Here is a 26,182-nt window from a genome sequence, read left to right as displayed (position 1 = left end):
TACGCAGTGTAGCGTAAGACTTCACCTCCTACGTAATTAAAAATTGTAAAGATTCAATTAACGCCTTGCTATCATCCTGCATATTCTTTTTAATATGCTGCCATATTAATGGATTTTCTTTTGATAATCGTGTAACAAGTAACGTTACTTCCTTTTCAAGCTGCTGAATATGCATACATAGATTGGCAATGTCAGCGTCAGCCATTTCTGTTTGAACTAGTGCTTTAATTTGCTCTAATGAAAGCCCTTCTCTTTTCTTTAACTCAATGAATTTTAATTGTGCAATCGAATTTTCATTGTAATAGCGATAATTGGAGCTCGAACGATGGGCCTTTAGTAAGCCTAAATTCGTATAGTAATCAATTGTACGTTTTGTAATTCCTGTCATTTCAGCTAGCTCACCAATTTTCAGCATCTCGATCCCAAATAAATCCCCTCCAAACTATCACGTGATAGTTTTAGTATACTCGTAGACGAATATTGTTTGCAATTATATTAACTCTCATTTATTATTATTAATTCTGCGAGAAATAAATATCGTTTTTGTATGAATAATAGACGTGAGTAAAAAAGTAAATTCTTCTATACAGTGTCGTATAATATGTAGATTAATAATGGCATATCACCTCTTATACTCTAATGAATTTATCTTCTAATAGTCAAATTCATTAATTAGTGATAAAATAAAGCTTCAATACAGTAAGGGACGTGAATTTTTTGATTAAAATTGAATTACCAAAACCAGACCTTGTTATTCGTCAGCGTGAACAAGTATTAAAACCAGGCGATGTAGAAATTACACCATTCCATGGCTTCATTGATTTCCACAAAATCACACGCGATAAGGGCGGTATTTTCTTTTTCTATAATGAAAAAAATGAGCTTTTATTTGTCGGGAAAGCACGTAAAATTCGCCAGCGTATTAAAAAGCATTTTGAAGACAATGTTTCACCGATGAAAAAACACCGTGATGAAATTTTTAAAATTGAAGTGTACGAAATCGAAGATCCGATGGAACGTGAAATTTACGAAACGTATGCGATTAATACATTGCGTGCTAAATATAATACAGAAAAAGTTTTCTTTTAAGTGAAAAGCCCCTGCTGTGCTCTATACATAGCAGAGGCTTTTTTAATAAGTTGAAAATCTTATTATGATAAATGCTTATCTTCTATCATATAGTAGAGCATCTAAGTGAAAGGTGGAACAACTGTGGAACTGGCACTACTCTATATGATTTGGCTACGCATTTTATCTGGTAGCGTTGATATCTTTGCCGCACTTATCATGTACAAGCTTGATAATTTAGAAAAGGCTTTTATTGTCAACACATCACTTGCACTAGTTGGTCCTATTATTTTCATCATTACAACAGGAATTGGCTTAGCTGGCATGCAGGATAAAATTTCACTTCCGAAAATGCTCTGCCTATTCAGTGGGATATTTCTTATTTTTATAAGCTTACGGATGAAGTAATTAATCACTGCTGATAAAATGCTTGTAAAATAAATTCTTTATCAGGTATATTTGTTTGCTTAAAATCCTCTATATATTGAGCATAATCATAGGCAACTTCGATAAAATCCCAATCCTACATTTAGGCAGCATAGATAATAGCTGCAACACTTCATTTGTTTGATGACCGATACCTATGAGGTCCCCTGTGCAATAAATTTTCTCTATCCCGCGCTCTGCAATATTTTGTAAGACTTGAGCGTTGCCATGAATATCTGTCAAAAGTGCAAATTGCATTGGTGCACGCCTCCTTACATCTCTTCAGGACTTTCAATACCTAGTAGACGCAAGCTTTCGCGTAACACAATCGCTACACAATCTACAACGGCTAAGCGGGCTTGCTGCAAATCGTCGCCACTCAGCAATTTCGTTTGGGCATAGTATTTATTAAAGTTGCGAGCTAATAGCAAGCTATATTTGGCAATTTGTGATGGATCAGCATCATTGAATGCCTTTTCCAAGTAAGCAGGGAAATCTTGCAATTGTTTAATTAGTGGCCAAGCAGTCTCATCTAGATAGCCTAGCGTTGGCTGTTGCGCTATATAAGCACCTTTCTTTAATAATGTTTGGATACGCGCATATGTATATTGTACATATGGACCTGTTTCTCCTTCAAATGTGACCATGTGCTCGATGTCAAAATCAATATCATGCATCCGGTCATTTTTCAAATCATTAAAAATCACTGCACCAATACCGACTTGCTTTGCGACCTGCTCTTTATTTGCAAGTGTTGGGTTTTTCTCCTCGATATTGTGTAATGCTGCGTCCATCGCTTCCTTTAATACATCGGCGAGCAGTACAACTTTGCCTTTTCGCGTCGACATCTTTTTACCAGCAACGAGCATCATTCCAAAAGGAATATGCTGATAATTTTCTGCCCACTGATGCCCCATTTTCTTTAACACTGTAAATAGTTGTTTAAAATGTAATGATTGCTCATTACCTACGACATAAAAAACCTTCGCTGGCTTATATGTTTCCTGACGATAAATAGCTGCTGCTAAATCACGTGTGGCATAAAGTGTTGCACCGTCATTTTTGGTAATCAAGCATGGGGGCATATCTTCTAACGATACGACCATAGCACCATCCGATTCTATTAATAGCTGCTTTGCTTCGAGCTCGACAACAACACTTGCCATTTTATCATTATAAAATGCTTCGCCATTATAGCTATCAAACGCTACACCGAGCAACTCATATATTGATTGGAATTCCTTCAAAGAAGCCTCTCTAAACCAGCGCCATAATGCATGCGTCTTTGCATCACCATCTTCTAATGCCTTAAATGCCTGGCGTGCCTGTTCATTTAATGCTTCATTTTGCTCCGCCTCCTGATGGAAACGGACATAGATTTTTAATAATTCCTCAATGGGGTTGGCCTCAATTGCAGCTTTATTTCCCCATAGCTTATAAGCGACAATGAGCTTGCCAAATTGTGTTCCCCAATCGCCTAAGTGGTTAATGCGCTCTGTTTGATAGCCCATTTTTTCAGCAATATTGGCAAGCGCATGACCAATAACTGTTGAACGTAAATGGCCCATCGAAAATGGCTTAGCTATATTTGGCGAGGAAAAATCAAGTGCAATTGTTTCGTTATTTATTGCGCGTGAGCCGTATTTTTGCTGCTCTGCAAGTATTTGTGTGACAATTTGCTGTGCAATTGGTAGTTGTTGCAAATAAAAGTTTATATAGGCGCCCTCCACCCTTACCTCTTGAATAAAGTCTGCCTGAATGTGCTGAGCCAGCTCCGTCGCAATAAGCGTCGGTGCCTTTTTATATTTTTTTGCTAGTGAAAAGCAGGGAAAAGCAATATCACCTAAATGCTCATGCTTCGGCTTTTCGAGTAATGTCATTACCTCCTGCACAGATAAATCTCCCTGCGATGCTGCACTTAATAAAGCTGCTAACTGTTCTTTCATTTGTGTCTCTCCTTTTCTACATAAAAAAAGCCCTCGTCTCTATAAAATAGAGACGAGAGCTATTAATCCCGTGGTACCACTCTAGTTGTCACATGAAGTGACCGCTTTCTTGTTAATAACGGGGTAGCCTCCCCGATTTACCCTACTAGTCTTTCAGGCAATTTCTCCAAAGTGCGCTTCGCTATTCTTCTTGCATTAGGCTCACACCGTCCCTAACTCGCTTCGCATTGCCAAATAGCTACTGTCTTTTTCATCGAATATGAATATTAAAGTTAGGATTCATTCTAGCAACTAAAAAATTATCCGTCAAGCAAAAAAAGGATTGATTTTCTCCATATCCTGTAACACATTTTTACGATTTGCCATAATGCCTTCAAACCAATTTGCAATAATTTGCTGCAAGCTCAGTTCTATCTCTTCCTTACTGTATAGCGTATGTACTACAGCATCAATGAATTCGGTGCGCTCCTTATAAAATTTTACGCGCATTTCAAAATCCTTTCCAACTTCTTTTTGAAATAGCTGTCCTAGGCGAAGTACTCCGGTATTCATTAATTGCTCACCGTATAAAGAAGAGCCGACAATCGAAAGCTTTTGTACAAAGCTAAACGGCGGTTGTGGGAAATATCCATCCATTAAATGCTTTGTACTCATCGTTATTTCTTTCACTCGCTTTAACTGCGTATCTGTTAATTCACGTGTTTGCTCGAATAAAGGCATTATCATATTCAATTCATCCAAATAGTTTTTTGCTGCTTGTAAACGACTTGGATTTGTCTGCACACCAATGCGTTCGTTGATTTTTTCCGCTATATAAATACGTTGTATGTAGGATGTTAAAAGTATAAGACCATTGTATTGCTGCTGTGCTGACATCTCAATTCCCCCTTAAAAATGGTAGACATATTGTACAACGATACCATATTTTTCAGCGTGAGCATAGAGCTGAATGAAATTGTTAGCGCATTTATTTTTCTTCTAATCGTAATTTTGATATACTATTTCTGTAGAAAATTTTATTGTTAGAATAACGGAGGAAAAACATGAAAAAACTTGCAGCAGTATTTTTAGCATTTACACTTGTCTTTTCGAGTGTAGGCACAACATTATTTTTTGGTGGGGATCATCAAGTAGAAGCAAAGTCCTATAAATCAGGTAAAAAAGGCTTCAAAACTAATAATAATAATCAATCAAATATTCAGAAGAAAGACCAAGAAAATAACTCAACAGTTACAAATCAAAACAATAAAAATAACTCAAATAATGATACAACACAAACGAAAAAAGGTGGCTTTACATCTGGTGGCTTAATGAAAGGGTTATTCATCGGTGGTTTAGCAGGTCTATTATTTGGTAGTTTATTCGGTGACTTAGGTATTTTAGGCTCTATTTTAGGCTTTATGGTTAATGCCGCAGCAATTGCAGTAATTGTTTTTCTATGTATTAAAATTTATCAAGTAATGACGCGTAAAAAGAAAGAAGAGACATCAAAAACATGGAACAACTAACATTGTTTGAGCAAGATTTAATCAATGCCATTTGCCTTTTCCATGCACGCTTTAAAAATACGCAGCCTGAAAATGTAGAAGTAGAGTTAATGTATGACGATTTAGCAGGCTATACAGCTGAGGCCTATGTCAACGGACAAATGGAGCTTTATAATTCAGTAAATTTCGTTACCGCACTGCGCCTCTATATTGACGAGGAGCTACAACGCGATTCAATCAGCGCTAGAATTACCCTCGATATTGACGAAGAAGAAGGTATGATTGCTAACGTTTCATGGTAATCTTATAGAGAACGTCTGAAAAGCAATGCTTTTCAGCCGTTCTTTTATATTTATCCTGTTTTAAAATGAATAAATAAAAATCATATTCCTATTGTTTCAAGGATAATTTCTTCTTTACTAAAAAATGCTGATATTATCAATAAAAAGCAAAAATTGTTTGAAAAGCAGTGTCTTTGCACACTTTTCAAACAATTTTCACTTTAATTTTTTATATTTTGAATTTCGCAATTGCTTGCGCAAGTTCCTCAGCTTTAATTTCAAGCTCTGTCGATACAGCATTAATCTCCTGAATTGACGCTACCTGCTCACCGATTTGCTGCGCGATTTCTTCCGTATTTCCAGCCACGCCACTTACATTTGATGCTAGCTCTGATACAGATGCCGATACTTCCTCAGTCGCGGCAGAAATTTGCTCTGTGACAGCAGATGCATCTGCAATACGCATTGTCATATTTTCTACAGCACCTGTAATTTGATTAAACGAATCACCGGCTACTTCAATTACTTTCACCCCTGCTTCAACGCGCTGCAAACTTTCCGCAACAGCGCCCTCTACATTTTTCGTTTCATGTAAAATTTCAGATGTTAAATTAACAATTAAATTAGCAGAGGATTTGGATTGCTCTGCTAGTTTACGCACCTCGTCTGCAACGACTGCAAAACCTTTTCCATGCTCTCCAGCTCGAGCCGCTTCAATTGCTGCATTTAATGCTAATAAGTTCGTTTGATCTGTAATATCTGTTATTACATTCGAAATACTTTGAATTTGCTCAGAATGTGCAATTAATTTAGAAATCAATTCTGTCGTCAGCTTTGTTGAGCTATAAATATCTTGCATTTGCTCCTTCGCATCTGCAATTGTTACAAGCCCCTTGCTTGCAACCGCTTGTGTATTTTGTGCTTCATTGTGTACAGTTTGCGTAGATTCAGCAATATTCTGAATTCCAAACGCTGTTTCATCCATTGCTACAGAAGTATCTATTGCAATTTGTGATGATCCTTGTGTGCTTTCTGTAATCTGTTCAATACTGCTGGCAACAGTTGTCGATGTTGATGATACTTGTGCTGTACTTGTTGTCAGTTCTCTCGAAATAACGGAAAGCTGCTCAGCGTTTTGATTGGCTACAGAAATTAATTCACGCAATGAGGATTTCATCACATTAAAGGATGTGGCAATCGTCGCTACCTCATCTTTTGATTTAACTACGACATCATCAACAGTTAAATCACCTGTTGCAATTTGGTCAACAGCGCCCGCTAATTTCTTTAACGGCATAATTACTACTCGAATAATAATAATAACACTTACAATACCTATTACTATACTAATAATTGAAATTGCCATTAAAATAATTGTCACTTGCTCTACTTGCTTACCAGTTTCGAGTTGAGTTTCTGTAAATCGTTCCTTATTATAAACAAGCATTTCATTCGCTGCTGTACTTAGTTTATTATGAACATTACGAACCTCAATATTTAGTATTGGAATTGCACTATCAACTTTTCCATCGTCAACTAAGCTTATTACACGTGCAACTGCATCACTATAATTAGCATTTGCTTCAATTAGCTCAGCTAGTAAATCTTGCATCGTCCCTGGCGAGGCAATCTCTTCTAATCTTTGTAAAGAAGTTGCAATTGCGGCCTGCTCTTTTTCCAAGCTTGATAACGCATCCGAGCCCTTCGCTAATACATATTGTCGTAAAAAAGCACCTTGGCCGCCAACGCTTGATTCGACCTCTGCTGCCAAATAGATTTGCTCTAAACGACTATCTATTAGTTCATTATATCTATTGTTTACATTCGATATTTGTAAATAGCTAAACACCGAAATACCAAATATAATTACGATTAATGTACCTAAAGATATGTATAATTTTTTCCCAATACTCAAACAAAAATACCCCCTTTTTGCGCACAATACCATTATATTCATTTCTTTTATACTATGTCAATGTTGCTATTCGAAAGTTGTAAATTTTCTAGCAATATGGACATGTAACCATTTCGAAAATTATATGACTTTATACTCTTTATAATAGTTCGAAATATAGAATTCTGATAATTTTATCGACAATTAAGAAAAATCAATAAAGGTATCTAATAGTTAAGAAGATGGAACAATTTTTGATGCGATTGAAATTGTAGTTTTACTTGTTTGAATAAAACATTGAATTCATGATTTGCTCTCTTAAATAGGGCAAATAAAAAAATTGTCTGAAAAGCAGTGCCTTCGCACACTTCTCAGACAATTTTTTATTTATATTTTAATTATTCTTCAACTGGTTTCCCAAGGTCAATAATGCGTCCCTCAGTTGTTGTTTTAACTTCTTTTAATGAAAGTAATTGCTCGCGGAAGTTTTCCCAGTCGGATAAACCTAGCTCTGTCGCACGCCCTTCATTGTACGCTTTCTCAAATACCGCATAGCTATCTCCACCTTTGGCAGTGTATGCGTTTGTTGCGATAGTATATGTTTTATCATCTTCTAGTGCGACATATTCGCCTGTTGCTTGATCGAAGTACTCAATTGATACAACACGTGAACCCGCTTCTTTTGATGAATCATATTGTAATTTCGCACCTGCAATGTGTAAGAAAGCACCATTTGCACCTGGTATATCCTTGACAGACCATTCAAATGCCTCTTTCAATTCAGCACCTGTTAAATCCATAATCGCCAATGTATTCCCAAAAGGTAACACTTCAATAACATGACCTACACTAATGTCACCTGCTGGAATTGTTGCACGAATACCACCGCTATTTTGTAATGCCATTACAACCGTTTTATCTGTGTATTGTTGTGCCTTTGCCAGCATACCGTCTGTAATAATATTGCCAAGCGCTGTTTCACTAGTACGTGTTACTTCGCGCTCCCCTACTAAATCTTCTGTAATTGATACACCAATTTTATCATTCATTACTTCATCGACTTTAGCTTTATATGGTGCTAATAATTCAACTAATTTCTCGTCATCGGCAACTTCACCAAGCTTAATTAACTCACCGTCATATTTTGTAATTACACCGTTTTCATCGAAAGTTACGTCAAGCGTTCCTAAATAATTTACGTATTCATGTGCTTGAACAATTAATGTCGGTGCATCACTTGCAGAATGCTCAGCATCTGGAGTTAATAATTCTGTATGATCATGTGCCCCTACAATAATATCGATACCAGGTACATTTTGCGCTAATACAATATCATTATCAATCAAAGCACTGTCTCTATACCCAATATGTGTTAAGGCAATAATTTTGTTTATGCCCATACCTTCAAATGCAGCTACTGCTTTCTTTGCCTCTTCAATATAGTTTGAGAATGTTACTTCATCCGGTGAAGAGATTCCTTTTGTCTCTTCTGTCGTAAGACCAAAAATCCCAATTTTTTCACCATTGATTTCTTTTACAATTCCATGATATATTTTACCGTTTTCAGGCTCACTTGAGATTAAATCTGTAAACAAACCAGTAAACTTATCATCATTAGAGAAGTCAACATTGGCATCGACAATCGGGAACTTCGCAGCTTTAATAAAATCAACTAATGCTTGATGTCCTTCCGGCGATGCCCCTAAATCAAATTCATGGTTACCAAGAACCATTGCATCGAAGCCAATTTCATTTAATAAATCAATATCAGCCTTCCCTTTAAATTCGCTAAAGTATAAAGTGCCTGTTAACGCATCACCCGCATGCAATGTTAAAACATTTTCCTTCTTCGCACGTTGTTCTTTTACTGCTGTTGCTAATTTAGGTAGTTTATCTGTATGAGAATGTGTATCGTTAACATGTAAAATTGATAAATTAAAAGTATCACCTGTTGTTACTTCTGGTGTTTCCTCAGGTGCTTCAGTCAAAGTGCCTACTGCATTTAAAATAAATGTTGCCAGCTGACCACGTTTTACATTGCTGTCAACACCGAATTCCGTTTCAGAAATACCTTGTGCAATGCCTGCTTCATATAATGCTGTGACAAAATATGCGTAATCATTGTCTGCTGGTACATCTGTAAATGGGCTATCGCCTTCTGCTTCTAAACCTAATGCTTGTGCAATCATGTAAGCCAATTCACCACGTGTAATTGCCTCATTTGGTTCGATTGTGCTGTCTTCATAGATTTCCATAGCATCAAGCGCTGCCAATGCTGCAACAGGACCGTAATATTGGTGTGATGTTGGAATATCTGCAAAGTTAGGGTTTTCTACGTTTTTCGTATCAAGACCTAATACACCCGCAATAATTTTTGCAGCTTGTCCACGTGTTACATTTTGATTCGGCTTAAATGTACCGTCAGGATAACCGCTAATGATACCTGCTCCATGCAATGCTGTAATTCCTTCATAATGAGCATCTCCTGCTTTTACATCAGAAAAAGTACTCGCTGCTAGTGCTGGTGTTACAGCGACAACAGTAGCTGTAACCGCAACGGCTGCCGTTGCTGCATAAAATTTGTTTCGTTTGTTTTTCATTGGGCAAACTACCTCCATTTTTAGATTACTAAATAATCAGTACATTTAAATTTTACATGAAAGCGTTGTAGAATACTAGATAATTCACAGTATTCTTAACAAAAAAACAACATGCCCGTCATATTAGCATGTTGTATAAATGTATTTTTACATTAATTTAATGGCGTTTGTAGTTATTACTACAGCTAAGCTTTCAACATCTCTTTATTTTTCTTTATCAAGTAGTATCGTAACATTGTAAATCATTGTTGAGAATTGACCGCGTGTTACATTTTGCTCGACACCAAATTCCTTTGATGAAATGCCTTTAGCGATATTATTTTCATAAATGGCTGCAATGCATTGCTCAAGCGATATGTCTTCAAAGTCGTCGTATGTAATATTGATGTATTTATCATCAGTAAATGGACTTGTACCTTGTGCTTCCAATTCTAACGCTTGTGCAAGCATGAACGCGACTTCACCACGTGTGATTGTTTCATTTGGCTTTACTGTATAGAACAAAAAATCTTCTAGTTTAATAGCTTTGCGCTCCGCAAGTGCCGCAATCGCTCCATAATATTGATGTGTTTTTGGTAAATCAGAAAAGAATGGTTCTTTTACGTTTTTGGTATCAATAGCAAGTACTTTTGTAATTATATTTGCCGCTTGACCACGTGTTATATAATGAGCTGGCTTAAACGTGCCGTCCGGATAACCGCCAATAATTTTTGCTTTAGCAAGTGTTTTAATTGAAATGTAATGGGTATGTTTTTCTGAAACATCTAGGAACGCATTTGCTGCTGATGCAGGTGCTGCAATTGAAATAGCTGCTGCTATCATTATAGCTAAAAACATTTTGTTTTTCATAGAAAACACTCCTTACAATAATTAAGATTTTTTGTCAAAATAGTGGACTGTGACTTCTTTATTTTAATATTTATAGAGGAGAAATGACAACGTAAAAAAGAAGCATAGGAAATCTCCTACGCTTCTTTTAGATGTATTATTCTGCTTCTTCAACCGCAGATAAATCTAATTCATCCAATGACTTTGCATTTTCTAATGCTTCACTAGGAATTGTAATTGTTGTTACTGCATTGAAATCTGAATATTTCATTGTTGATTTGTTTTTAATATTCATTACAACACCTTCAATATTCATGCCGATACCGAAGTCCATTACCATTTCTTCAATATCAAAAGTTTCTTTATTAATTTTGATTTCATAAGAGAATTTATCGAACTTTAAGTTTTGCATTTCAGCCAGTACTTCCTCATCTAGCCCTAAGTTCATTGCTGACATTTGCTCTTGAACTAGCTCAGTAAACTTATCACCAGTACCTGTTAATGATAAAACATAGTAATCATCAGCTTCTTTAATTGTGAAATCAGTTGCAAATTGTTGTAACATTTCTAATTGCTCAGCAGCATTGATTTGCGTACCAGCTTGTGCCAAGATTTCTTCAAACATGTCAGATGGATATTTAATCCAAGTTCCTGTCATGCCTTCATACATATACATGCCATCTTTTTCAGTCATGTACATCTTTAATGGCATATCAATTGTTTCACCTGTTGTTGGCTCAACCATAGACATCGTTCCTTCAACGAAGAACTGCATAGGTTTGTTAACAATTGACATATTCATTTTTCCAGTAGCATCGACTTTTACTCGTTCTTCACCTTCTTGAATATCCATCGATTGTGTCATTGTCATTGTTGCTTTCATGCTAGTTGTAGCTTGTTGTTTCTCAATCGCTTTTGTGAAAACAGTTTCTAGTAGCGCTGTATCAGCCGTTGTTTGCTCAACAGTAGCTGTATCTTCAGTCGTTGTTTGCTCTTCTTCATCTACGTCATGGCTTAACACTTCATAAATCAATGTTGCAACTTCACCACGTGTAATTGTGTTTTCTGCATTTTCAATTTCGTCCTCTGCATCAACACCAAGCCCTGCTGCTAACATAAACACAAATTCTTCACGTGTAATCGCTTCATTCGGCTCTACTGTATTATCTTCATAATATTCGATACCACCAAGCGCTGCTAATGCTGCGATAGGACCGTAGTATTGATGTGATACTGGAATATCTGCAAAGTTAGGGTTTTCTACATTTTTTGTATCAAGACCAAGTGCTCCAGCAAGCATTTTTGCTGCTTGTCCACGTGTCACGTCCTGTGCTGGTTTGAATGTACCGTCTGGATAACCGCTAATAACTCCAGCCGTTTGCAATGCTGTAATCGCCTCGAAATGTGCATTATCTTTAGCAACATCTGTAAAAGACCCCGCTGCTGAAGCTGGTGCTACTGCCACTGCTGTCGCTGCTAATGAAGCAACCGCTACTGTGTAAAACTTCTTTTTCATTCTAATATATCCTCCTCAAATCAATTCTACCTTAGCTAACCTTACATAGATTATACATAAAGTCGCCAAAGTCTATATCTTAATTTAGTAGCTGTTTGACACGGCTACTGAATAAGAAACAAAATAAGCTTTCATCTATTAAATTATTAGATGAAGGTGTTTCATATGTACTTAGTAGTACAATTTCACTGTACAAAGCTATTTATTAATTAAATCGTATAACTTTCATTTTACATAAATATTGTGCATAAATCCAGAAGTTTGGAATTGTTTTTTACAATTTCGACAAATTTCTTAAAATTATGGCTCGTTTCGACAGAATTTGATTTAGTGAGAAAGTGTATCCATTCATAGCTGATGCCTTGAAACGGAGGTGTCCGAAAAGTCCATTTTGTTTTGCCGCCGCATTGAAATCAATGTTTTCATCGCTTCCCTTTTACTGAAAGATAACACTGCTAAAGCCAATGTTCATCCCATTTTTAAAAGAGGTGTTTTCTGTTTATATGAATCAACATTTTGTGAACCATCATCGCTACTGTCCAAAATGCCGGCTATGCACGGCTTTTTGGACAGCTCCAACTATTAATCAGAAATATAATTTTATAAAAATATACTGTTTAAAGCCCTTCTTTAACTGAGTTAGCAGATTAGCTTAATTAAGAAACTTCAAGCCTGTCTTAATATATGGATAGGTTTAAGGTTTTTATTTTTTTGTTTCATGGGTTTATATTTATGTAACGATTTTAATACTCTTTAACTCGATAATAGCCTCTGCAAAAAATAGCGTTTTTCGGCTTAATTGTAATCAAAAAAGAATTAATTATATCTGAGGAGGAAATCCATGCGTTTATCCAGCTTACAAATAATACGATTGATTTGATATTACTTGGGACATATAATGACATAATGGCTGGAATTACTGTTAATACAATAAAAGGCAAACTCATAAAGAGCCAAAACCTCGTTTTGGATAGAATTGCGTTTGTATTGAGCCAAAAAAATATCCCACTAAAAGTTAAACTAATATCGCCCTTTTTGTTTATTGTAATAATATGAAGACATTCGTGAATGATGAAGACAAAAATACCGATTATAATGAGAGTAAAAATATTAATCTGAGTGAAACCTGTTTCGAAGAAAAAAGGTATTAGAAAAATGATGAGCTGAAGTAGATATACAAACTTCATATAATGTTTACGATACCAATTATTTTGTATGAACGGAGTCCAATCTGAAAAATTCATATCTGTTTGTGGTAAGTGCCGAAACCAATAAATTATAACAGTCCCTCCTTAAATCTTTTTAGTTTTATTTGCAAAAAAGCACTAATTCATCCTATTTATTTTAACATAAAACTTTATAAAAATAATCAAAGCACAATTGATTTTTTCCCACACACAATCGAAAACGTTATATGCTCCCTCTTTAACTAGGAGGCATTTTTATAAAATCATAAAAGCTGTCTGAAAAGCAGTGCTTTCGCATGCATTTCAGACAGCTTTCTTAATGTTTCATTTTATTACTCAGCTGCTTTTGCGCGTAGTACCATTTGTAGGATACCACCATGACGGTAGTAATCTACTTCTACTTCTGAGTCGAAGCGAGCTAATGCATCGAATGTTTTAACAGTACCATCTGGAGATGTAGCTGTAACTGTTAAAATATCACGTGGCTTCACTGCATCTGTAATGTTTACAGAAATTGTTTCTTCACCAGTTAAGCCTAATGAATCAGCAGAATCACCATTTAAGAATTGTAATGGTAACACACCCATCATTACTAAGTTAGAACGGTGAATACGCTCATAGCTTTGTGCGATAACTGTTTTAATACCAAGTAGGAATGTACCTTTCGCTGCCCAGTCACGAGAAGAGCCCATACCGTAGTCGTTACCAGCAAGAACCACTAAGCCAGTGCCTTGCTCTTGGTATTTCATACATGCATCATAAATGTACTCTACTTCACCTGTTGGCCAGTACGTAGTGAAACCACCTTCTGTACCTGGAGCGATTTGGTTGCGAATACGGATGTTCGCGAATGTACCGCGCATCATTACTTCATGGTTACCACGACGAGAACCGTAAGAGTTGAAGTCGCGAATTGCCACACCATTTTCGATTAAATATTTACCTGCAGGTGTATCTTTACCGATTGCACCAGCTGGAGAAATATGGTCAGTCGTAATTGAATCGCCAAATTTCGCCATTACACGTAAGTCATTAAGACCTTGGATTGCACCAGGTTCTTTTGATAGACCCGTGAAGAATGGTGGGTTTTGGATATAAGTTGATTTTTCATCAAATGTATATAATGATTCAGTAGAAGTTTCAATTGCATTCCAAGCTTCGTTCGCTGTAAACACAGTTTCGTATTCTTTTTGGAATAGCTCACGTGTTACAACTTCGCCTAATACTGCATTTACTTCTTCAGTTGATGGCCAAATATCTGCGAAGAATACATCGTTGCCATCTTTATCTTTTGCGATTGCATCTTTTTGTAAGTCGATATCAACTGTACCAGCTAATGCATAAGCTACTACTAATGGTGGTGAAGCTAAGAAGTTTGCTTTTACTAATGGGTGAACGCGTCCTTCAAAGTTACGGTTACCAGAAAGTACAGAAGTAACAAATAAGTCATTATCTTTAATTGCATCTTCAATTTCAGGTAATAATGGACCTGAGTTACCGATACATGTTGTACAGCCGTATCCAACTGTGTTAAAGCCGATTTCGTCAAAGTATTTTTGTAAGCCAGATGCTTCTAAATAGCCTGTTACTACTTTAGAACCTGGTGCTAAAGATGTTTTAACCCATTTTGCAGGTTTGATACCGCGCTCTACTGCTTTTTTCGCTACTAAACCAGCTGCGATTAAAACGTATGGGTTAGATGTATTTGTACAAGATGTAATAGCTGCGATTGCTACCGCACCTGTTGGAATTTCAACATCACCTTCTGCAAATTTCGCTACAGAAGTTTTAGCAAACTCATCTTCAGTTAAGCCGAAGCCTTGAGTACCTTGTGGTGCTACTACAGAGCTACGGTAAGTTTCCTTCATTTTTGATAAAGGAATTAAGTCTTGTGGACGTTTTGGACCTGATAAGTTTGGTTCGATGTCCGCCAAGTTTAACTCAATTACATCTGTGTAAACTGGGTCAAGCTCAGGGTTGAACCACATATCGTTTGCTTTTAAGTAAGCTTCAACTACAGCGATATGCTCTTCATCACGACCAGTTAAACGCATATAGTTTAATGATTCTTCATCAATTGCGAAGAATCCACATGTTGCACCGTATTCTGGCGCCATGTTTGAAATTGTTGCACGGTCAGCTAATGGTAATTTTGTAATACCTGAACCGAAGAATTCTACAAATTTACCTACAACGCCACGTTGACGTAAGACTTGTGTTACTTTTAATGCTAAGTCAGTTGCTGTTGCACCGTTTGGTAATTCACCAATTAATTTCACACCAATAACTTCTGGAATTGGGAAGTATGAAGGTTGGCCTAGCATACCTGCTTCTGCCTCGATACCACCAACACCCCATCCAAGAACGCCAAGACCGTTAATCATTGTTGTATGAGAGTCAGTACCTACTACTGAGTCTGGGTAAGTTTCAAATGTACCATCTGTATTTTCTTTTACGTGTACAACTGGTGCTAAGTATTCTAAGTTTACTTGGTGAACAATCCCTGTTGCTGGTGGTACAGCACGGAAGTTGTCATAGGCAGTTTGTGCCCATTTCAAGAAGTTATAACGCTCAGCGTTACGCTCGAATTCTAAGTCCATATTCGCTTTTAAAGCGTTAGCATTTCCGTATTTGTCAACTTGTACAGAGTGGTCGATTACAAGATCAACTGGAATTGCAGGGTTAATCTTTGCAGGGTCACCGCCCATTTCTTTCATTGCTGAACGCAATGATGCAAGGTCAACAACTACTGGTACACCAGTGAAGTCCTGTAAAACTACACGCGATGGCTTGAATGGAACTTCAGCTTCCGTATTAACATCTTTGCCCCATTTTGCTAACTCATTAACATGCTCTTCTTTGATTACATAGTTGTCATATTGACGTAAAACAGATTCTAATAATACTTTAATTGAATAAGGTAGGCGTGAAACGTTTGCAATACCCGCTTCTTCAATTGCAGATAAACGGTAGTAATTATATGTTTTACCATTTACTTCGAACGAAGCGCGGCTGTTGTGTAAATTCTCTTGTGCCATTGTTGTTCCCCCTATATTTTCTTATTTGAAAAGATATTTATAAAGCTTCTTTTCTCCAGTTCTTATAATAACTTATTTTTATACATAAGTAAAATACATTAATATTATGTTTTGCGATAAGTTTTTTTTATGACCCTATGCAATAGCGTCAAGTGTATTGATTATCCTTTATTTTAAAAAGAACACCTAAAATTTATTGATTTCCGTTACGGAGAATGCTTTCCTTGGGGTGCAGCCTCAACTAATTTATTTCGCTGAACGCCGAAATAAATGGATTCTCAGTTTGAAGCCTATACGATGTTGGTTAAGTAGGCGTTGCCACAGGACATGGCGACCTTAGCCTCCCTACCTTTAATCCCAATGGAGTCGCCTCCTTCACTGCCATCAACGAGCATTTGCCTAATAAAAAATATTCTCCCTATTAAAACATGCCAATAAATGGGCAAGCTTCACATAATCAACATACTTGCGCTAGTTTACTATTTTAGAGCCCCCATTAGAAAGTAATACCGGCATTAGCAAAGCTTGCTATAATACAGCTCTTTGCAATAGTATATTTCTTCTTGCTCATAAAACAGCTCATACAATTTTTTAGCTTTTTGCATTGCATTCATTAAACAGTAGTCAAGCTCCAATGATAAATTTGAGCCATTCGTCATTTGCTCCACTAAATCTGAGGACATTTTTAATAGCATATACTCTTGTCCCTTTTGTATACCTGCAGTACAGTTCGTCAGCAACATTGAAATCATTTGAAATTCATCTTTTTTAATATGAAGGCTTTGCTTGTACCAGTTTAGTACTTCCATCGCTATTGTAATTGCGGCAATATACGTATACTGTTCGCTATGCATTACTTCCTCCTTGCAATTTTGCATTAGCGGACGTTTCAGTAGCTCCCTGAATAGCGCACTTGTTGGATGATAGATATTGCTTTTTGAAGGGCAAATACGCAGCTCTGTATTTTCAGTAGAGAGAAATAGCCAATTACTGAACACCATGCGCCATTCCACATTTTCTGTAGGCTGATGTTCTATTAATGGTAATAAATATTGAAAGGTATCATATACTTGAAAAAACTCATCGATTTGTCCTTCTTCGATTGAAAAAATTGTATGATAATTTTGAATAGAATTACGTTTCATTTGGCACACCCTTTCTCTTTCGAAATATGCTTTTCTTTTGCATCACAATTTCGTCCACTTACCGATGAAAATTGAGACAACGCCTTGTAATTGGGGCATTTTATGCGAAAATTTCAATGTGAAGTACAATGTACGCATAAAGCGTAAAATATTTGTTCTTGCATGGAAAAACTGTGCAGTATAGCCTTCGTTATTACGTTGAAAAGCTAATTTATCAAATACTTGTTCCACCCATTCAATACATACTTCTTCTGGAAAATCAGTTGTGATTAATTGCTCAAAAACTTGCGCTAGGCGCTCTTCCTCATCATCAAGAAAAGCTGTCCCTTTCCAAAATGTTGCCTTAATCCCTTGTAAAATTACAGGAACTAAATGAGGTGGAAAATGTGGGTGTGTCAGCATCGTAGCAAGTAAATCAGCGCCATGCGCCACGCTATGTGCCCAGCCCTTGCCTTGGACAAAGCCTCGAACATCTTGCTCCTGCTCTAAATAACGGCTCGCTTCCACCATAACAAACTGCGCTTCCTCTTTTGTTAAAAATGAACGCTCGCGATCAAAATATAATAAATAAACGAGCCAAAGTGCTGAAAATGAACGTGTAAAAACGCTCTCCTGATCGCTATTTGTCATGTTTTTAAATAAATAATCATTTGTTGGCAATATAAGTGCCGTCCTCACTAGCTGTTCTTTCGACCAAAGTCGCTCGGTTAACAGCTCCCCAAAAAGCCGATACACGATTTTATCGTGATGCTCTTCATTTGCATAGCCTATATGCTGCAATAACTCGCTTAATACTTTCTCACTATGCTGTTGCATATATTGTTTTCTTTGCTCGTAATCCATTTGCAGCAATGGTTCGTAAATCGTTGTCATACTTGCGCCTCCGTGTATATCTACTTCTATTGTAATAGATGCCCAATTATTTTCATAGCATTAATCAAATAAAAGTTTGTTTTTTAAGAATTTTTAGATTTTTTGTTTTTTGACTAATCACACTTGAAACTTTTCATTATTCACTTGAAAATTCTTTACTATTTTTGGTCATACTGACAAGACAATTAGATGAAATGAGGTTTCGTTACAATGATACATAAAGTGTCTGCTTCAAAATTTGCTTTTTTTAAATCACTATCCACTACTTTAAAAAAGGCACAACATAACGATAGTTTAATTTTAATGCCCGGTCAATATAATACGCCGCTATGGATTGACCAGTCATTAACTTTAAAAGGAAAAAAAGATGCGACCGCCATTCTATCAGGAACTATAAACATTCCTAAAGGGGTTATCGTTCACTTTGAAAAGTTAACCTTTCGACATGATATTAAAATTATCGTTGAGGGCGCTGTTCTGTTTCAACAATGCTACTTTGAAGGAGACACACTTAACGAAGCTATAATCGTCTGTCATGGATTGTTGAAAATGACGGAATGCACTTTAGCAAATACGCCTATTTTATTAAAAAAGGGCAGTGAAGCGAGTTTGAGTCACTGTCACTTAACAGCATGTCCTGCCACACATATTACTGCAACAAACGCCCATCTAGAGCTTGTCTCATGTCAGCTTAAAGATGCGCAACATGCAATTGTACTAAAAGAAAGTGCCAAGGCGAGTATTCAACACAGTCATTTTACGAAACAGCGCTGTACACAGTTACTTATTGAAAGCACGAGTGAGCTTATTATAAATGATAGTACGATTGAGCATGGTGGAAACAGCGCTATAGATGCTAAGGATTGCTGTCAAATAAAGCTACAAAATACAACCATACAACATCATCGCGCTTCACAAATTGGGTTACAGGGCAGTGTATTGCATATGGACAATTGTAAAATCCAATACGGTCAAAAGTACGGCATACAACTCGCTTTGTTTTCTGAGGCCGCTATTTATAATTGTCATTTTTCACAAAATTATAATGCGCATATTTATGGTAATGACCAATCTGCATTATTCATTCAAACGAGTACTTTACATGGTTCTTCAAAAATTGGTGTGGAGCTACATAAACAAGCTGTTGCTCATTTTTCTCGTACAGCGTTTAAACATAACGAGCTTATCCAATTATTATTGTCAGAACGGTCAAGCGTTTCCGTTGAACAATGTACATTTTGCACCGGACAGCTAGGTATCGTAGCACAGCAACATTCACATTGCACTTTGCTACGTAGCGTTGTCAGCGGTCATATTCAATCAGCCATAACAATTGACAATAGCGAGCTTATTGCATTCGACAATCAATTCATAAGAAATGACGGCCATGGCTTAACAGCGCAGCAAGAAGCGGCGGTTATGATTGAAAATAACCACTTTTCAGATAACAACCTATCACATATTAATGCAACGCAAAAATCAAGTATTACTATTCATAAAAGTAAATTCATTCGTGGTAAAGGTATGTATATCGCAGATTCCTCTCTATTATATATGACAAAAAGTACAGTTTATGACGAAAATCATACACAAATTACAGGAAATAATTCGACAAAAATTTATATTGTCGACTCCAAGCTTAAAAATGGACGTTTTGAAGCCATTAAAGCGGCTAATAATTGCTTCGTCCACATTACACGTAGCATCATATCCGCGCACCTTTTGCAACAAATTGTGCTTCATCATAGCTCACTTGTCATGCTTGATAGTACCATTGAAAAGGGGCTCCGAAATGCACTTACGCTTACGGATTCTTGCGATGCTCGCATTGAAAATTGTCAAATTACAGAGCATAAAGACACACAAATTATCGCGACGCTACACACTAAGATTAAGCTGCTGCAAACACAGCTGTTAAACCAAAATACAATAAATATAGCTATTTCTCACTATTCTAAAGCTTCTATTGAGCACTGCAAGATAACGAATAATAAGCAATTGGCAAATGTGCAAGCAAGACATTTTTCTGAAATGACCATTCAGCATTCAAGGATTAACAATAAAGATAGTCAGCATCTTTTCATTGATGAAGCTAGTGGAAATTAAATATGAATATTCGTTCTGTATTTATTCATCAGCTACGCCTTATCTAACCCTTTTCTAAATTTAGCTTTAGGTACACATTCTGTGGCTAGGTTAATAGTTGATGGATTTTCTTTCACCGTATGCATTTATTAGAGGTCTTGTCATCTATATGAGGGAGGGGGTTCTATACCTGTCTCCTTGCTATCGGTACGAAAACAATGTGCTCCTGCGGTTACCCGTCTCAGAAAAAATTACTGAAAGAAATTAAAAATGGCTGCCAGAAAAATAATACATTTTCTGAACAGCCTTTATTTTAAATCCGCATTTTTGACTTTGTCGCAATAAAGAACGAGAAAATAAATGCGCATACGGCGAATAATAGAGCCGCTATATAAATATAGCTAACCCCCCCAGCAATTGTTTGCTGTAAAAAGCTAACTTCATCTGCACTAAAGCCGCCCTTTGCAAATTCACCATTTAATTGAATTTCCCCTTTTCCTAACGAGGCCATCTTATCACTTGTAATCAGGTTAAAAATCATCCCGAAAAAAGCTGCACCGATAGCTTGGCTAAATGTATTTGTAAAAGAATTCAATCCAATTGATGTACCAAGCTGCCTCGGATCAGCCACTTTTTGAATGGAAATCATTAGCATAGGCATAATAAAGCCCATCCCAAGTCCGACTAATGAGGAGCCGATATAAACGCTCAAATCGCTAGAGCCGGCAGTTAATCTGGCAAGTAATATTGTACCAATAGTAAGCAATATCGTTCCCATTTGGATAATACGTTTATTCGTTAAGCGCCCGATTAAATGACCTGCCATAATCGAATTGACGGTCCAGAATATTGACATCGGCGTTAATAATAAACCAGCCTGTGTGGCATTTTTACCGAGTACACTTTGGGCGAATATCGGAATATATACTGTAACTCCAATCACAATTGACATCGCACAGAGCGTTAAACCGTTAATAACCATTAAACGCCCATTTTTAAACAATGTTAATGGAATGATTGGCTCCTCTGCCTTCAGCTCCACTCTTATAAAAGCGGCTAAAAATCCAAGTGCTACTGCATACATAATAAGTGAGCTACTCTCGAACCAAGCCTGCGTTTTACTGTTGTCGATAATCACATATAAAAGCGCAACCATCCCAATTGTAAATAAGACAGCACCTAAATAATCAATTTTCCGCTTCACTACCTCCAATTGCTCACTGTAATGCTTGGCAATTAAATAAATAGAAGCTAACCCAAACGGCACATTGATGAAGAAAATAAAATGCCATGAAACTTGATCGACGATAAAGCCTCCACATAAAGGACCGATAACCCCAGATACGCCCCATACCATGCTTAAATAGCTTTGCCCTTTAGCGCGCTCTTTTTCCGTTTTAAATAACTCCCCAACCATCGTTAATGTAATTGGTAAAATGGAGCCGGCCCCAATCCCTTGAACGGCGCGGAAAACAATTAATTGCTCCATCGTTTGCGCTAATCCACATAAAATGGAGCCAACTAAGAAAATAATAATACCGATAATAATCATTCGTTTACGTCCAAATAAATCGGCCAGCTTACCAAATATAATTGCTGCAATTGCTGAAGCTAATAAATAGGCAGAATAAATCCAACTTATTAAATCAACGCCTAATAAATCAGCGGTTATACTCGGAATGGCTGTACTAACAATTGTTCCTTCAATTGCAGCTAATGCTGTTACGAGTAGCAATGCGATAAATACTTTATTCATTTTGTCACCTTTACCTTTCCTGCATGTCATACATTAACAATTTTAAGGAGAAAATGAAAGAGGAAAGATAAAAAAAACGCTAACAGCGATTTTTTACATTGCAGGATGTATATGCGGATTTCCAGCTTTCGTAAACTAAAAAGGAAATCTTTGTTTTGACAGTGTATTGACGGTAAGGTTTTTTATTTCTTTCTTTTTGCTACAACACTATCGCTACTGTCCAAAAAGCCGTGCATACCTGGCATTTTGGATAGTAGCGATGATGTTTCGCAAAATGGAGATTGATATAAACAGAAAACGCCTCTTTTAAAAATGGGATGAACATTGGCTTTAGCAGTGTTATCCTTCAGTAAAAGGGAAGCAATGAAAACATTCATTTCAATGCGGTGGCAAAACAAAATGGACTTTTCGGACAACTCCATTGGACAGCGCCTAGTCTTCTCTATTTCAATAAGCTAAATTGGTGGTCAAAAACTAGCTATGTGCGACTTGCCTCTTAGCCCTATAGCTTACGAATTTGCATCATTGTCCGCTTTGCTTGGGGAAGCTTTAGCTCCTCATAAATAGCAGCAGATAGGCCACCTGGAACGCAAGGAGTTGCATAATATACTTCTGAAATATTTGTTAAGTACATTGTACCAAGACACATTGGGCAAGGCTCCCCGCTCGCATACATAATATAGCCCGATAAGTCGAATGTTTTTAGCTTTTGGCAAGCCTCCTTCACTGCCAATGTTTCTGCATGTGCTGTCGGATCAAATGTTGCTTCTACCTCATTTACCCCTACTGCAATTACTTCTCCATCCTTGACAAGCACCGCCCCATAAGGTTGCTTGCCTTGTGCGGCATTGTCTTCTGCAAGCTGAATCGCTTGTGCCATAAATTTTTCATGCATACAATTCTCTCCCTTCAATAGCGTTGAAATTTATTAGTGACCAACACCTACAGCTCGCACTGTTCCACTTGTAAATTCTTTTGTTGGATAGTACATATTTTTCACAATAATATTTGGCCCTAAGCATTTTACTGCTGGGCAATGGCAATTAATACTGGATGAAATATTCGTGCTTAGCCATTTCTCATAAATATCTTCCAATGAGGCAGTTTGAATATTGCCTAATGCGGAGCCATCATCAGCAAAGTCTGATACCGATACATCACCTGTGAAAATGTTCAAATTCATACGTGAACGACCGTCTACATCATTACGAATCGTAATATTTGACGCATTGCGGATACGTGCCAGCAAAGCTTGGTCAAGCTCATCTGTACTACATGGATAAAACGGCAATGTGCCAAATAAAATCCAAATATCTTCATTGCGGAAATCTAGAATTTGATTGACAGCAGCCCGGTACTCATTCAAATTAATCACATCGAGTGCGCTTGCAAAATCGCTTGCATACATTGGATGTATTTCGTGGCGCTTACAAAGCATTTCATTTGCCACTTCATCATGAATTTTCTCGATAAATGGTAATGTATTGCGATTTAGCATCGTTTCTGCTGATACGAATAACCCGCCCTTTGATAATTCACGGGCATTATCAAAAATATTACGATATAGCTCGGCTCTTTTTTCAACAGGTGGCTTTTGTTGCATCATCGCAAAGCCTGTTTCTACAAATTCCTTTTCATCGCACCAATTATGTGAAATGTGCATCACATCCAAATAAGGTGCTACTAGCTCATAATGCGACATCGGTAATGTTAAATTAGAATTGATTTGCGTTTTGATGCCGCGGTTTTTGGCATATTTTAGAAGCGGTAATAAATTATCTCGAATGCCTCGTTTTGTTAAAAGAGGTTCACCACCTGTAAAGCTCATCACACGTAGTGTTTCAACACGGTCAAGTTGTTTAATAATAATCTCACTAGGAATTGCAGGTGCTTCCTTTGTTTGTAGCGTGTAGCCAACAGCACAATGAGCACAGCGCATATTGCATAAGTTCGTCGTTGTGAACTCAATATTTGATAAGGTTAATTTGCCATAGCGATCAATATCATGATAACTCTCCCATTGATCATGAGGTTTATACAATGTATTCATAAAAAACTCCCTTTCTACATATACGATTTTCGCATAGTTTAGGGAGTTTATCAATTACGCCTTATAGTAGTTTTTCGGGAAGCTCTGGTAGCTCCGCTGATACGACATCCGCCTCCGTTAAATGCAATGGCTGCAATTTATACTTTGAATCAAAATCACATTTTATAATTGTATGCTCATTCAATAATGTTGGCATTTGCTCGTTAAGCTGCTGATGAGGTAATGATAGTGCCGCAATGGCATCAATTGTTGCTAGTGTGCTTTCAAGCTGCTCTGCTGATAGCAAAATATCCTCGCTCTGTAAAAATGGACGAATCGCATCGCGCACAAAGTTTTGTGCCTCAACAATGCAAGTAAATTCATTTAATTTATCGGAATAGGACTGCATAAATGTGCGCTCTCTTAGCTGTTGCCTGCTTAAATCATTCACTTGCTGCAAAATTGCTTGTAATCGCCCACCTGCTAGTGCAGTAATATGATTTTGCACTGTGTATAATTGACGGAAAATATCCTTTTCCTTTTCTTTAATTATTTCAAATAGCGTGGCACATTGCTGCTGTAGCTCATCAAGTCGGCCAATCTGCTCTGTAAAATAATCAGTTAGACTATTAGCGTTATGCAGCCCTTCTACAAGAGGTACACTGTATGTTTTTTCAAATTGCTTATCGACCTGTGCAAGTAACTGCGCATATTCTGCATGGCATTTTCGATAATCACGAACCGCCTCTTGATAAGCAATAGCCTGCCCCTCAAATTGTTCAATCCTGTCATCACGTAAATACAATTCAGTTGCTAAAACTTGTAATAACTGATATAAAGTTTGGACTGATTTTAACACTTGACTAGCTTGCTTGTACTCCTCTTCAAATTCAGCTAAAATCGCCATATCTCGCTGTTGCAATGAAAACTCTACATTCGCTTCCTCTACGTATTTCTTTATGCTTTCAAATGCAGATAAATAAGGCTCCCGCTCTGGAATCATTGCGAATTCACTATACAATCGAGTTAACCATCTACTAAAGCGCTCTGCCGTATGCTGCATTTTTTTTGCAGGATTGTGAGCAACCTCTTTCACTAGTTGAGCAAGCTGTGTAATATTTGAATCAATAAGAAGCTGTGTATTATTCGTTTTTTTCGCCTCAATTGCCTGCAAAGCAGAAACACTAAGCATTTCCTTACACAGCTCTCCGTATCGCGCTAGCTCCTCTTTCATAAAATTGCTAGTGGTCGCCGCACGCTCATCGACAGCATTAACAATAAAGTATGGCTTTATATTTTGTTCATTCATTTTAACTAATAAATTATATTCATCTAAGGTTGCAGCAGAGCCATTGCGCAATACCCAAAATACTTCTTGCACCCGCTCCAACATGACGTTGGAAAAATAAGCAGTATTATCCGCGCCTACTTGCAACGCAACCGTATCCACAATTGTTGCATGCTGCAATAACTCATGCTGAATATAAACTTCAATATAATCTAAATGCTCTCGAATAATTTGAGCACTAAAAGTGTCACCTGTTGTTAGTAGCTGGATTTTATCAATATCGAATGTCGCAATCATGCCATCATAAAAATATGCCTTGACACATTCACGCTCACCGTACTTAATCAATGTATTAACACTAGTTGGATTTTTCGTACTTACAGACAGTAATTCTCTCCCTAATAAAGCATTAATAAGTGTCGTCTTTCCAACACGCTCTTTTCCTAAAAAAAGCAATGCTTCTTTCTCGCGAGCGTCCTCAATAATTAGCTTTAGGCGCTTCGTTGTATCAGTTATATATGTATTTTGCTCTAACATAACATGCAGTGGCTTCATGCGCTCAATAAGTTGATGTAATGAATTTGTTTCCATATTTCGCTCCACTCTCCCATCTCTTTTTAGTGCGGTGACGTAGCCCCTCTAGTTACTATTATTTATGGCTACTTTTAATGATAAGTCTAATTTGCTTAAAGATGAAAAGCAAAAAGACCTAAATATGAACCACGTAAATGATAA

General features: G+C 37.0%; 21 protein-coding genes and 1 other annotated feature. Of the genes, 5 read left to right on the top strand and 16 right to left on the bottom strand.

The window, feature by feature from the left end; translation table 11 throughout:
• Positions 1-28: 28 nt before the first annotated feature.
• Complete coding sequence (locus C9J36_RS07795) at positions 29-415, bottom strand: MerR family transcriptional regulator (RefSeq protein ID WP_107942728.1); 387 nt, start codon at positions 413-415, stop codon at positions 29-31.
• 302 nt (positions 416-717) lie between these two features.
• Between C9J36_RS07795 and C9J36_RS07790 the strand changes: the two genes are divergently transcribed.
• Positions 718-1,089 (top strand): nucleotide excision repair endonuclease, encoded by a 372-nt coding sequence (locus tag C9J36_RS07790; protein WP_066163144.1) that lies wholly within the window; start codon positions 718-720, stop codon positions 1,087-1,089.
• A 123-nt stretch (positions 1,090-1,212) separates the two neighbouring features.
• Complete coding sequence (locus C9J36_RS07785) at positions 1,213-1,476, top strand: DUF2619 domain-containing protein (RefSeq protein WP_430010629.1); 264 nt, start codon at positions 1,213-1,215, stop codon at positions 1,474-1,476.
• 69 nt (positions 1,477-1,545) lie between these two features.
• Here the strand turns inward: C9J36_RS07785 and C9J36_RS17690 are convergent, their stop codons facing one another.
• The 3 genes from C9J36_RS17690 to C9J36_RS07770 all read right to left on the bottom strand — a co-directional run bounded on the left by C9J36_RS17690 (position 1,546) and on the right by C9J36_RS07770 (position 4,316).
• Positions 1,546-1,752 carry a metallophosphoesterase family protein gene (locus tag C9J36_RS17690; RefSeq protein WP_201261896.1) on the bottom strand — a complete coding sequence of 69 codons (207 nt, stop codon included), beginning with the start codon at positions 1,750-1,752 and terminating at the stop codon, positions 1,546-1,548.
• Positions 1,753-1,766: 14 nt separating this feature from the next.
• Positions 1,767-3,440, bottom strand: coding sequence for an arginine--tRNA ligase (gene argS / locus C9J36_RS07775; RefSeq protein WP_107942727.1), 1,674 nt, complete (start codon positions 3,438-3,440; stop codon positions 1,767-1,769).
• A 45-nt stretch (positions 3,441-3,485) separates the two neighbouring features.
• Positions 3,486-3,703: a binding site (T-box leader), on the bottom strand.
• A 43-nt stretch (positions 3,704-3,746) separates the two neighbouring features.
• Positions 3,747-4,316 (bottom strand): hypothetical protein, encoded by a 570-nt coding sequence (locus C9J36_RS07770; protein WP_107942726.1) that lies wholly within the window; start codon positions 4,314-4,316, stop codon positions 3,747-3,749.
• Between the two features lie 167 nt (positions 4,317-4,483).
• On the opposite strand from C9J36_RS07770, the gene C9J36_RS07765 reads away from it, so the two are divergent.
• Both C9J36_RS07765 and C9J36_RS07760 read left to right on the top strand, forming a co-directional pair.
• A complete protein-coding gene (locus C9J36_RS07765) occupies positions 4,484-4,948 on the top strand; it encodes a hypothetical protein (RefSeq protein ID WP_066163151.1) in 465 nt (154 codons plus the stop codon).
• A complete protein-coding gene (locus tag C9J36_RS07760) occupies positions 4,936-5,229 on the top strand; it encodes a YxcD family protein (RefSeq protein ID WP_066163154.1) in 294 nt (97 codons plus the stop codon). Before C9J36_RS07765 ends, C9J36_RS07760 begins: the two co-directional genes overlap by 13 nt.
• A gap of 208 nt (positions 5,230-5,437) precedes the next feature.
• On the opposite strand, the gene C9J36_RS07755 is transcribed toward C9J36_RS07760, so the two are convergent.
• The 8 genes from C9J36_RS07755 to C9J36_RS07720 all read right to left on the bottom strand — a co-directional run bounded on the left by C9J36_RS07755 (position 5,438) and on the right by C9J36_RS07720 (position 18,289).
• Positions 5,438-7,123 carry a methyl-accepting chemotaxis protein gene (locus tag C9J36_RS07755; RefSeq protein WP_161956394.1) on the bottom strand — a complete coding sequence of 562 codons (1,686 nt, stop codon included), beginning with the start codon at positions 7,121-7,123 and terminating at the stop codon, positions 5,438-5,440.
• A 377-nt stretch (positions 7,124-7,500) separates the two neighbouring features.
• Positions 7,501-9,702: a 5'-nucleotidase C-terminal domain-containing protein gene (locus tag C9J36_RS07750; RefSeq protein WP_107942724.1), complete on the bottom strand. Its 2,202-nt coding sequence runs from the start codon at positions 9,700-9,702 to the stop codon at positions 7,501-7,503.
• 204 nt (positions 9,703-9,906) lie between these two features.
• Complete coding sequence (locus tag C9J36_RS07745; RefSeq protein ID WP_107942723.1) at positions 9,907-10,551, bottom strand: S-layer homology domain-containing protein; 645 nt, start codon at positions 10,549-10,551, stop codon at positions 9,907-9,909.
• Between the two features lie 136 nt (positions 10,552-10,687).
• On the bottom strand, positions 10,688-12,046 hold the full coding sequence (locus tag C9J36_RS07740) for an S-layer homology domain-containing protein (protein ID WP_107942722.1): 1,359 nt from the start codon (positions 12,044-12,046) through the stop codon (positions 10,688-10,690).
• Between the two features lie 743 nt (positions 12,047-12,789).
• Positions 12,790-13,290, bottom strand: coding sequence for a DUF3267 domain-containing protein (locus C9J36_RS07735; RefSeq protein ID WP_107942721.1), 501 nt, complete (start codon positions 13,288-13,290; stop codon positions 12,790-12,792).
• Between the two features lie 275 nt (positions 13,291-13,565).
• A complete protein-coding gene (gene acnA / locus C9J36_RS07730; protein ID WP_066163168.1) occupies positions 13,566-16,271 on the bottom strand; it encodes an aconitate hydratase AcnA in 2,706 nt (901 codons plus the stop codon).
• A 515-nt stretch (positions 16,272-16,786) separates the two neighbouring features.
• Complete coding sequence (locus tag C9J36_RS07725) at positions 16,787-17,416, bottom strand: hypothetical protein (RefSeq protein ID WP_107942720.1); 630 nt, start codon at positions 17,414-17,416, stop codon at positions 16,787-16,789.
• Between the two features lie 42 nt (positions 17,417-17,458).
• Positions 17,459-18,289, bottom strand: coding sequence for a DUF2785 domain-containing protein (locus C9J36_RS07720; RefSeq protein ID WP_107942719.1), 831 nt, complete (start codon positions 18,287-18,289; stop codon positions 17,459-17,461).
• Positions 18,290-18,499: 210 nt separating this feature from the next.
• Between C9J36_RS07720 and C9J36_RS07715 the strand changes: the two genes are divergently transcribed.
• Complete coding sequence (locus C9J36_RS07715; protein WP_107942718.1) at positions 18,500-20,395, top strand: right-handed parallel beta-helix repeat-containing protein; 1,896 nt, start codon at positions 18,500-18,502, stop codon at positions 20,393-20,395.
• A 292-nt stretch (positions 20,396-20,687) separates the two neighbouring features.
• On the opposite strand, the gene C9J36_RS07710 is transcribed toward C9J36_RS07715, so the two are convergent.
• The 4 genes from C9J36_RS07710 to C9J36_RS07695 all read right to left on the bottom strand — a co-directional run bounded on the left by C9J36_RS07710 (position 20,688) and on the right by C9J36_RS07695 (position 26,050).
• Positions 20,688-22,130 carry an MDR family MFS transporter gene (locus C9J36_RS07710; protein WP_066163176.1) on the bottom strand — a complete coding sequence of 481 codons (1,443 nt, stop codon included), beginning with the start codon at positions 22,128-22,130 and terminating at the stop codon, positions 20,688-20,690.
• A gap of 502 nt (positions 22,131-22,632) precedes the next feature.
• Positions 22,633-23,025 carry a nucleoside deaminase gene (locus tag C9J36_RS07705; protein ID WP_107942717.1) on the bottom strand — a complete coding sequence of 131 codons (393 nt, stop codon included), beginning with the start codon at positions 23,023-23,025 and terminating at the stop codon, positions 22,633-22,635.
• A 33-nt stretch (positions 23,026-23,058) separates the two neighbouring features.
• The gene (yfkAB, locus tag C9J36_RS07700; protein WP_066163178.1) at positions 23,059-24,180 is read right to left on the bottom strand and encodes a radical SAM/CxCxxxxC motif protein YfkAB; all 1,122 of its coding nucleotides are present in this window, start codon (positions 24,178-24,180) and stop codon (positions 23,059-23,061) included.
• A gap of 61 nt (positions 24,181-24,241) precedes the next feature.
• Positions 24,242-26,050 (bottom strand): dynamin family protein, encoded by a 1,809-nt coding sequence (locus C9J36_RS07695; protein WP_107942716.1) that lies wholly within the window; start codon positions 26,048-26,050, stop codon positions 24,242-24,244.
• Positions 26,051-26,182 lie beyond the last annotated feature (132 nt).

It is taken from the genome of Metasolibacillus fluoroglycofenilyticus (assembly GCF_003049645.1).
Classification (GTDB): Bacteria; Bacillota; Bacilli; order Bacillales_A; family Planococcaceae; genus Metasolibacillus; species Metasolibacillus fluoroglycofenilyticus.
This window is presented reverse-complemented; position numbering and strand designations above follow the sequence as displayed.

What these genes read in the sequence shown, in the direction of transcription:
- C9J36_RS07795 (WP_107942728.1), bottom strand. Translation starts at nt 415, where the DNA reads ATGCTGAAAATTGGTGAGCTAGCTGAAATGACAGGAATTACAAAACGT.
- C9J36_RS17690 (WP_201261896.1), bottom strand. Translation starts at nt 1,752, where the DNA reads ATGCAATTTGCACTTTTGACAGATATTCATGGCAACGCTCAAGTCTTA.
- argS (WP_107942727.1), bottom strand. Translation starts at nt 3,440, where the DNA reads ATGAAAGAACAGTTAGCAGCTTTATTAAGTGCAGCATCGCAGGGAGAT.
- C9J36_RS07770 (WP_107942726.1), bottom strand. Translation starts at nt 4,316, where the DNA reads ATGTCAGCACAGCAGCAATACAATGGTCTTATACTTTTAACATCCTAC.
- C9J36_RS07765 (WP_066163151.1), top strand. Translation starts at nt 4,484, where the DNA reads ATGAAAAAACTTGCAGCAGTATTTTTAGCATTTACACTTGTCTTTTCG.
- C9J36_RS07760 (WP_066163154.1), top strand. Translation starts at nt 4,936, where the DNA reads ATGGAACAACTAACATTGTTTGAGCAAGATTTAATCAATGCCATTTGC.
- C9J36_RS07750 (WP_107942724.1), bottom strand. Translation starts at nt 9,702, where the DNA reads ATGAAAAACAAACGAAACAAATTTTATGCAGCAACGGCAGCCGTTGCG.
- C9J36_RS07745 (WP_107942723.1), bottom strand. Translation starts at nt 10,551, where the DNA reads ATGAAAAACAAAATGTTTTTAGCTATAATGATAGCAGCAGCTATTTCA.
- C9J36_RS07740 (WP_107942722.1), bottom strand. Translation starts at nt 12,046, where the DNA reads ATGAAAAAGAAGTTTTACACAGTAGCGGTTGCTTCATTAGCAGCGACA.
- C9J36_RS07735 (WP_107942721.1), bottom strand. Translation starts at nt 13,290, where the DNA reads ATGAATTTTTCAGATTGGACTCCGTTCATACAAAATAATTGGTATCGT.
- acnA (WP_066163168.1), bottom strand. Translation starts at nt 16,271, where the DNA reads ATGGCACAAGAGAATTTACACAACAGCCGCGCTTCGTTCGAAGTAAAT.
- C9J36_RS07725 (WP_107942720.1), bottom strand. Translation starts at nt 17,416, where the DNA reads ATGAAACGTAATTCTATTCAAAATTATCATACAATTTTTTCAATCGAA.
- C9J36_RS07720 (WP_107942719.1), bottom strand. Translation starts at nt 18,289, where the DNA reads ATGACAACGATTTACGAACCATTGCTGCAAATGGATTACGAGCAAAGA.
- C9J36_RS07715 (WP_107942718.1), top strand. Translation starts at nt 18,500, where the DNA reads ATGATACATAAAGTGTCTGCTTCAAAATTTGCTTTTTTTAAATCACTA.
- C9J36_RS07710 (WP_066163176.1), bottom strand. Translation starts at nt 22,130, where the DNA reads ATGAATAAAGTATTTATCGCATTGCTACTCGTAACAGCATTAGCTGCA.
- C9J36_RS07705 (WP_107942717.1), bottom strand. Translation starts at nt 23,025, where the DNA reads ATGCATGAAAAATTTATGGCACAAGCGATTCAGCTTGCAGAAGACAAT.
- yfkAB (WP_066163178.1), bottom strand. Translation starts at nt 24,180, where the DNA reads ATGAATACATTGTATAAACCTCATGATCAATGGGAGAGTTATCATGAT.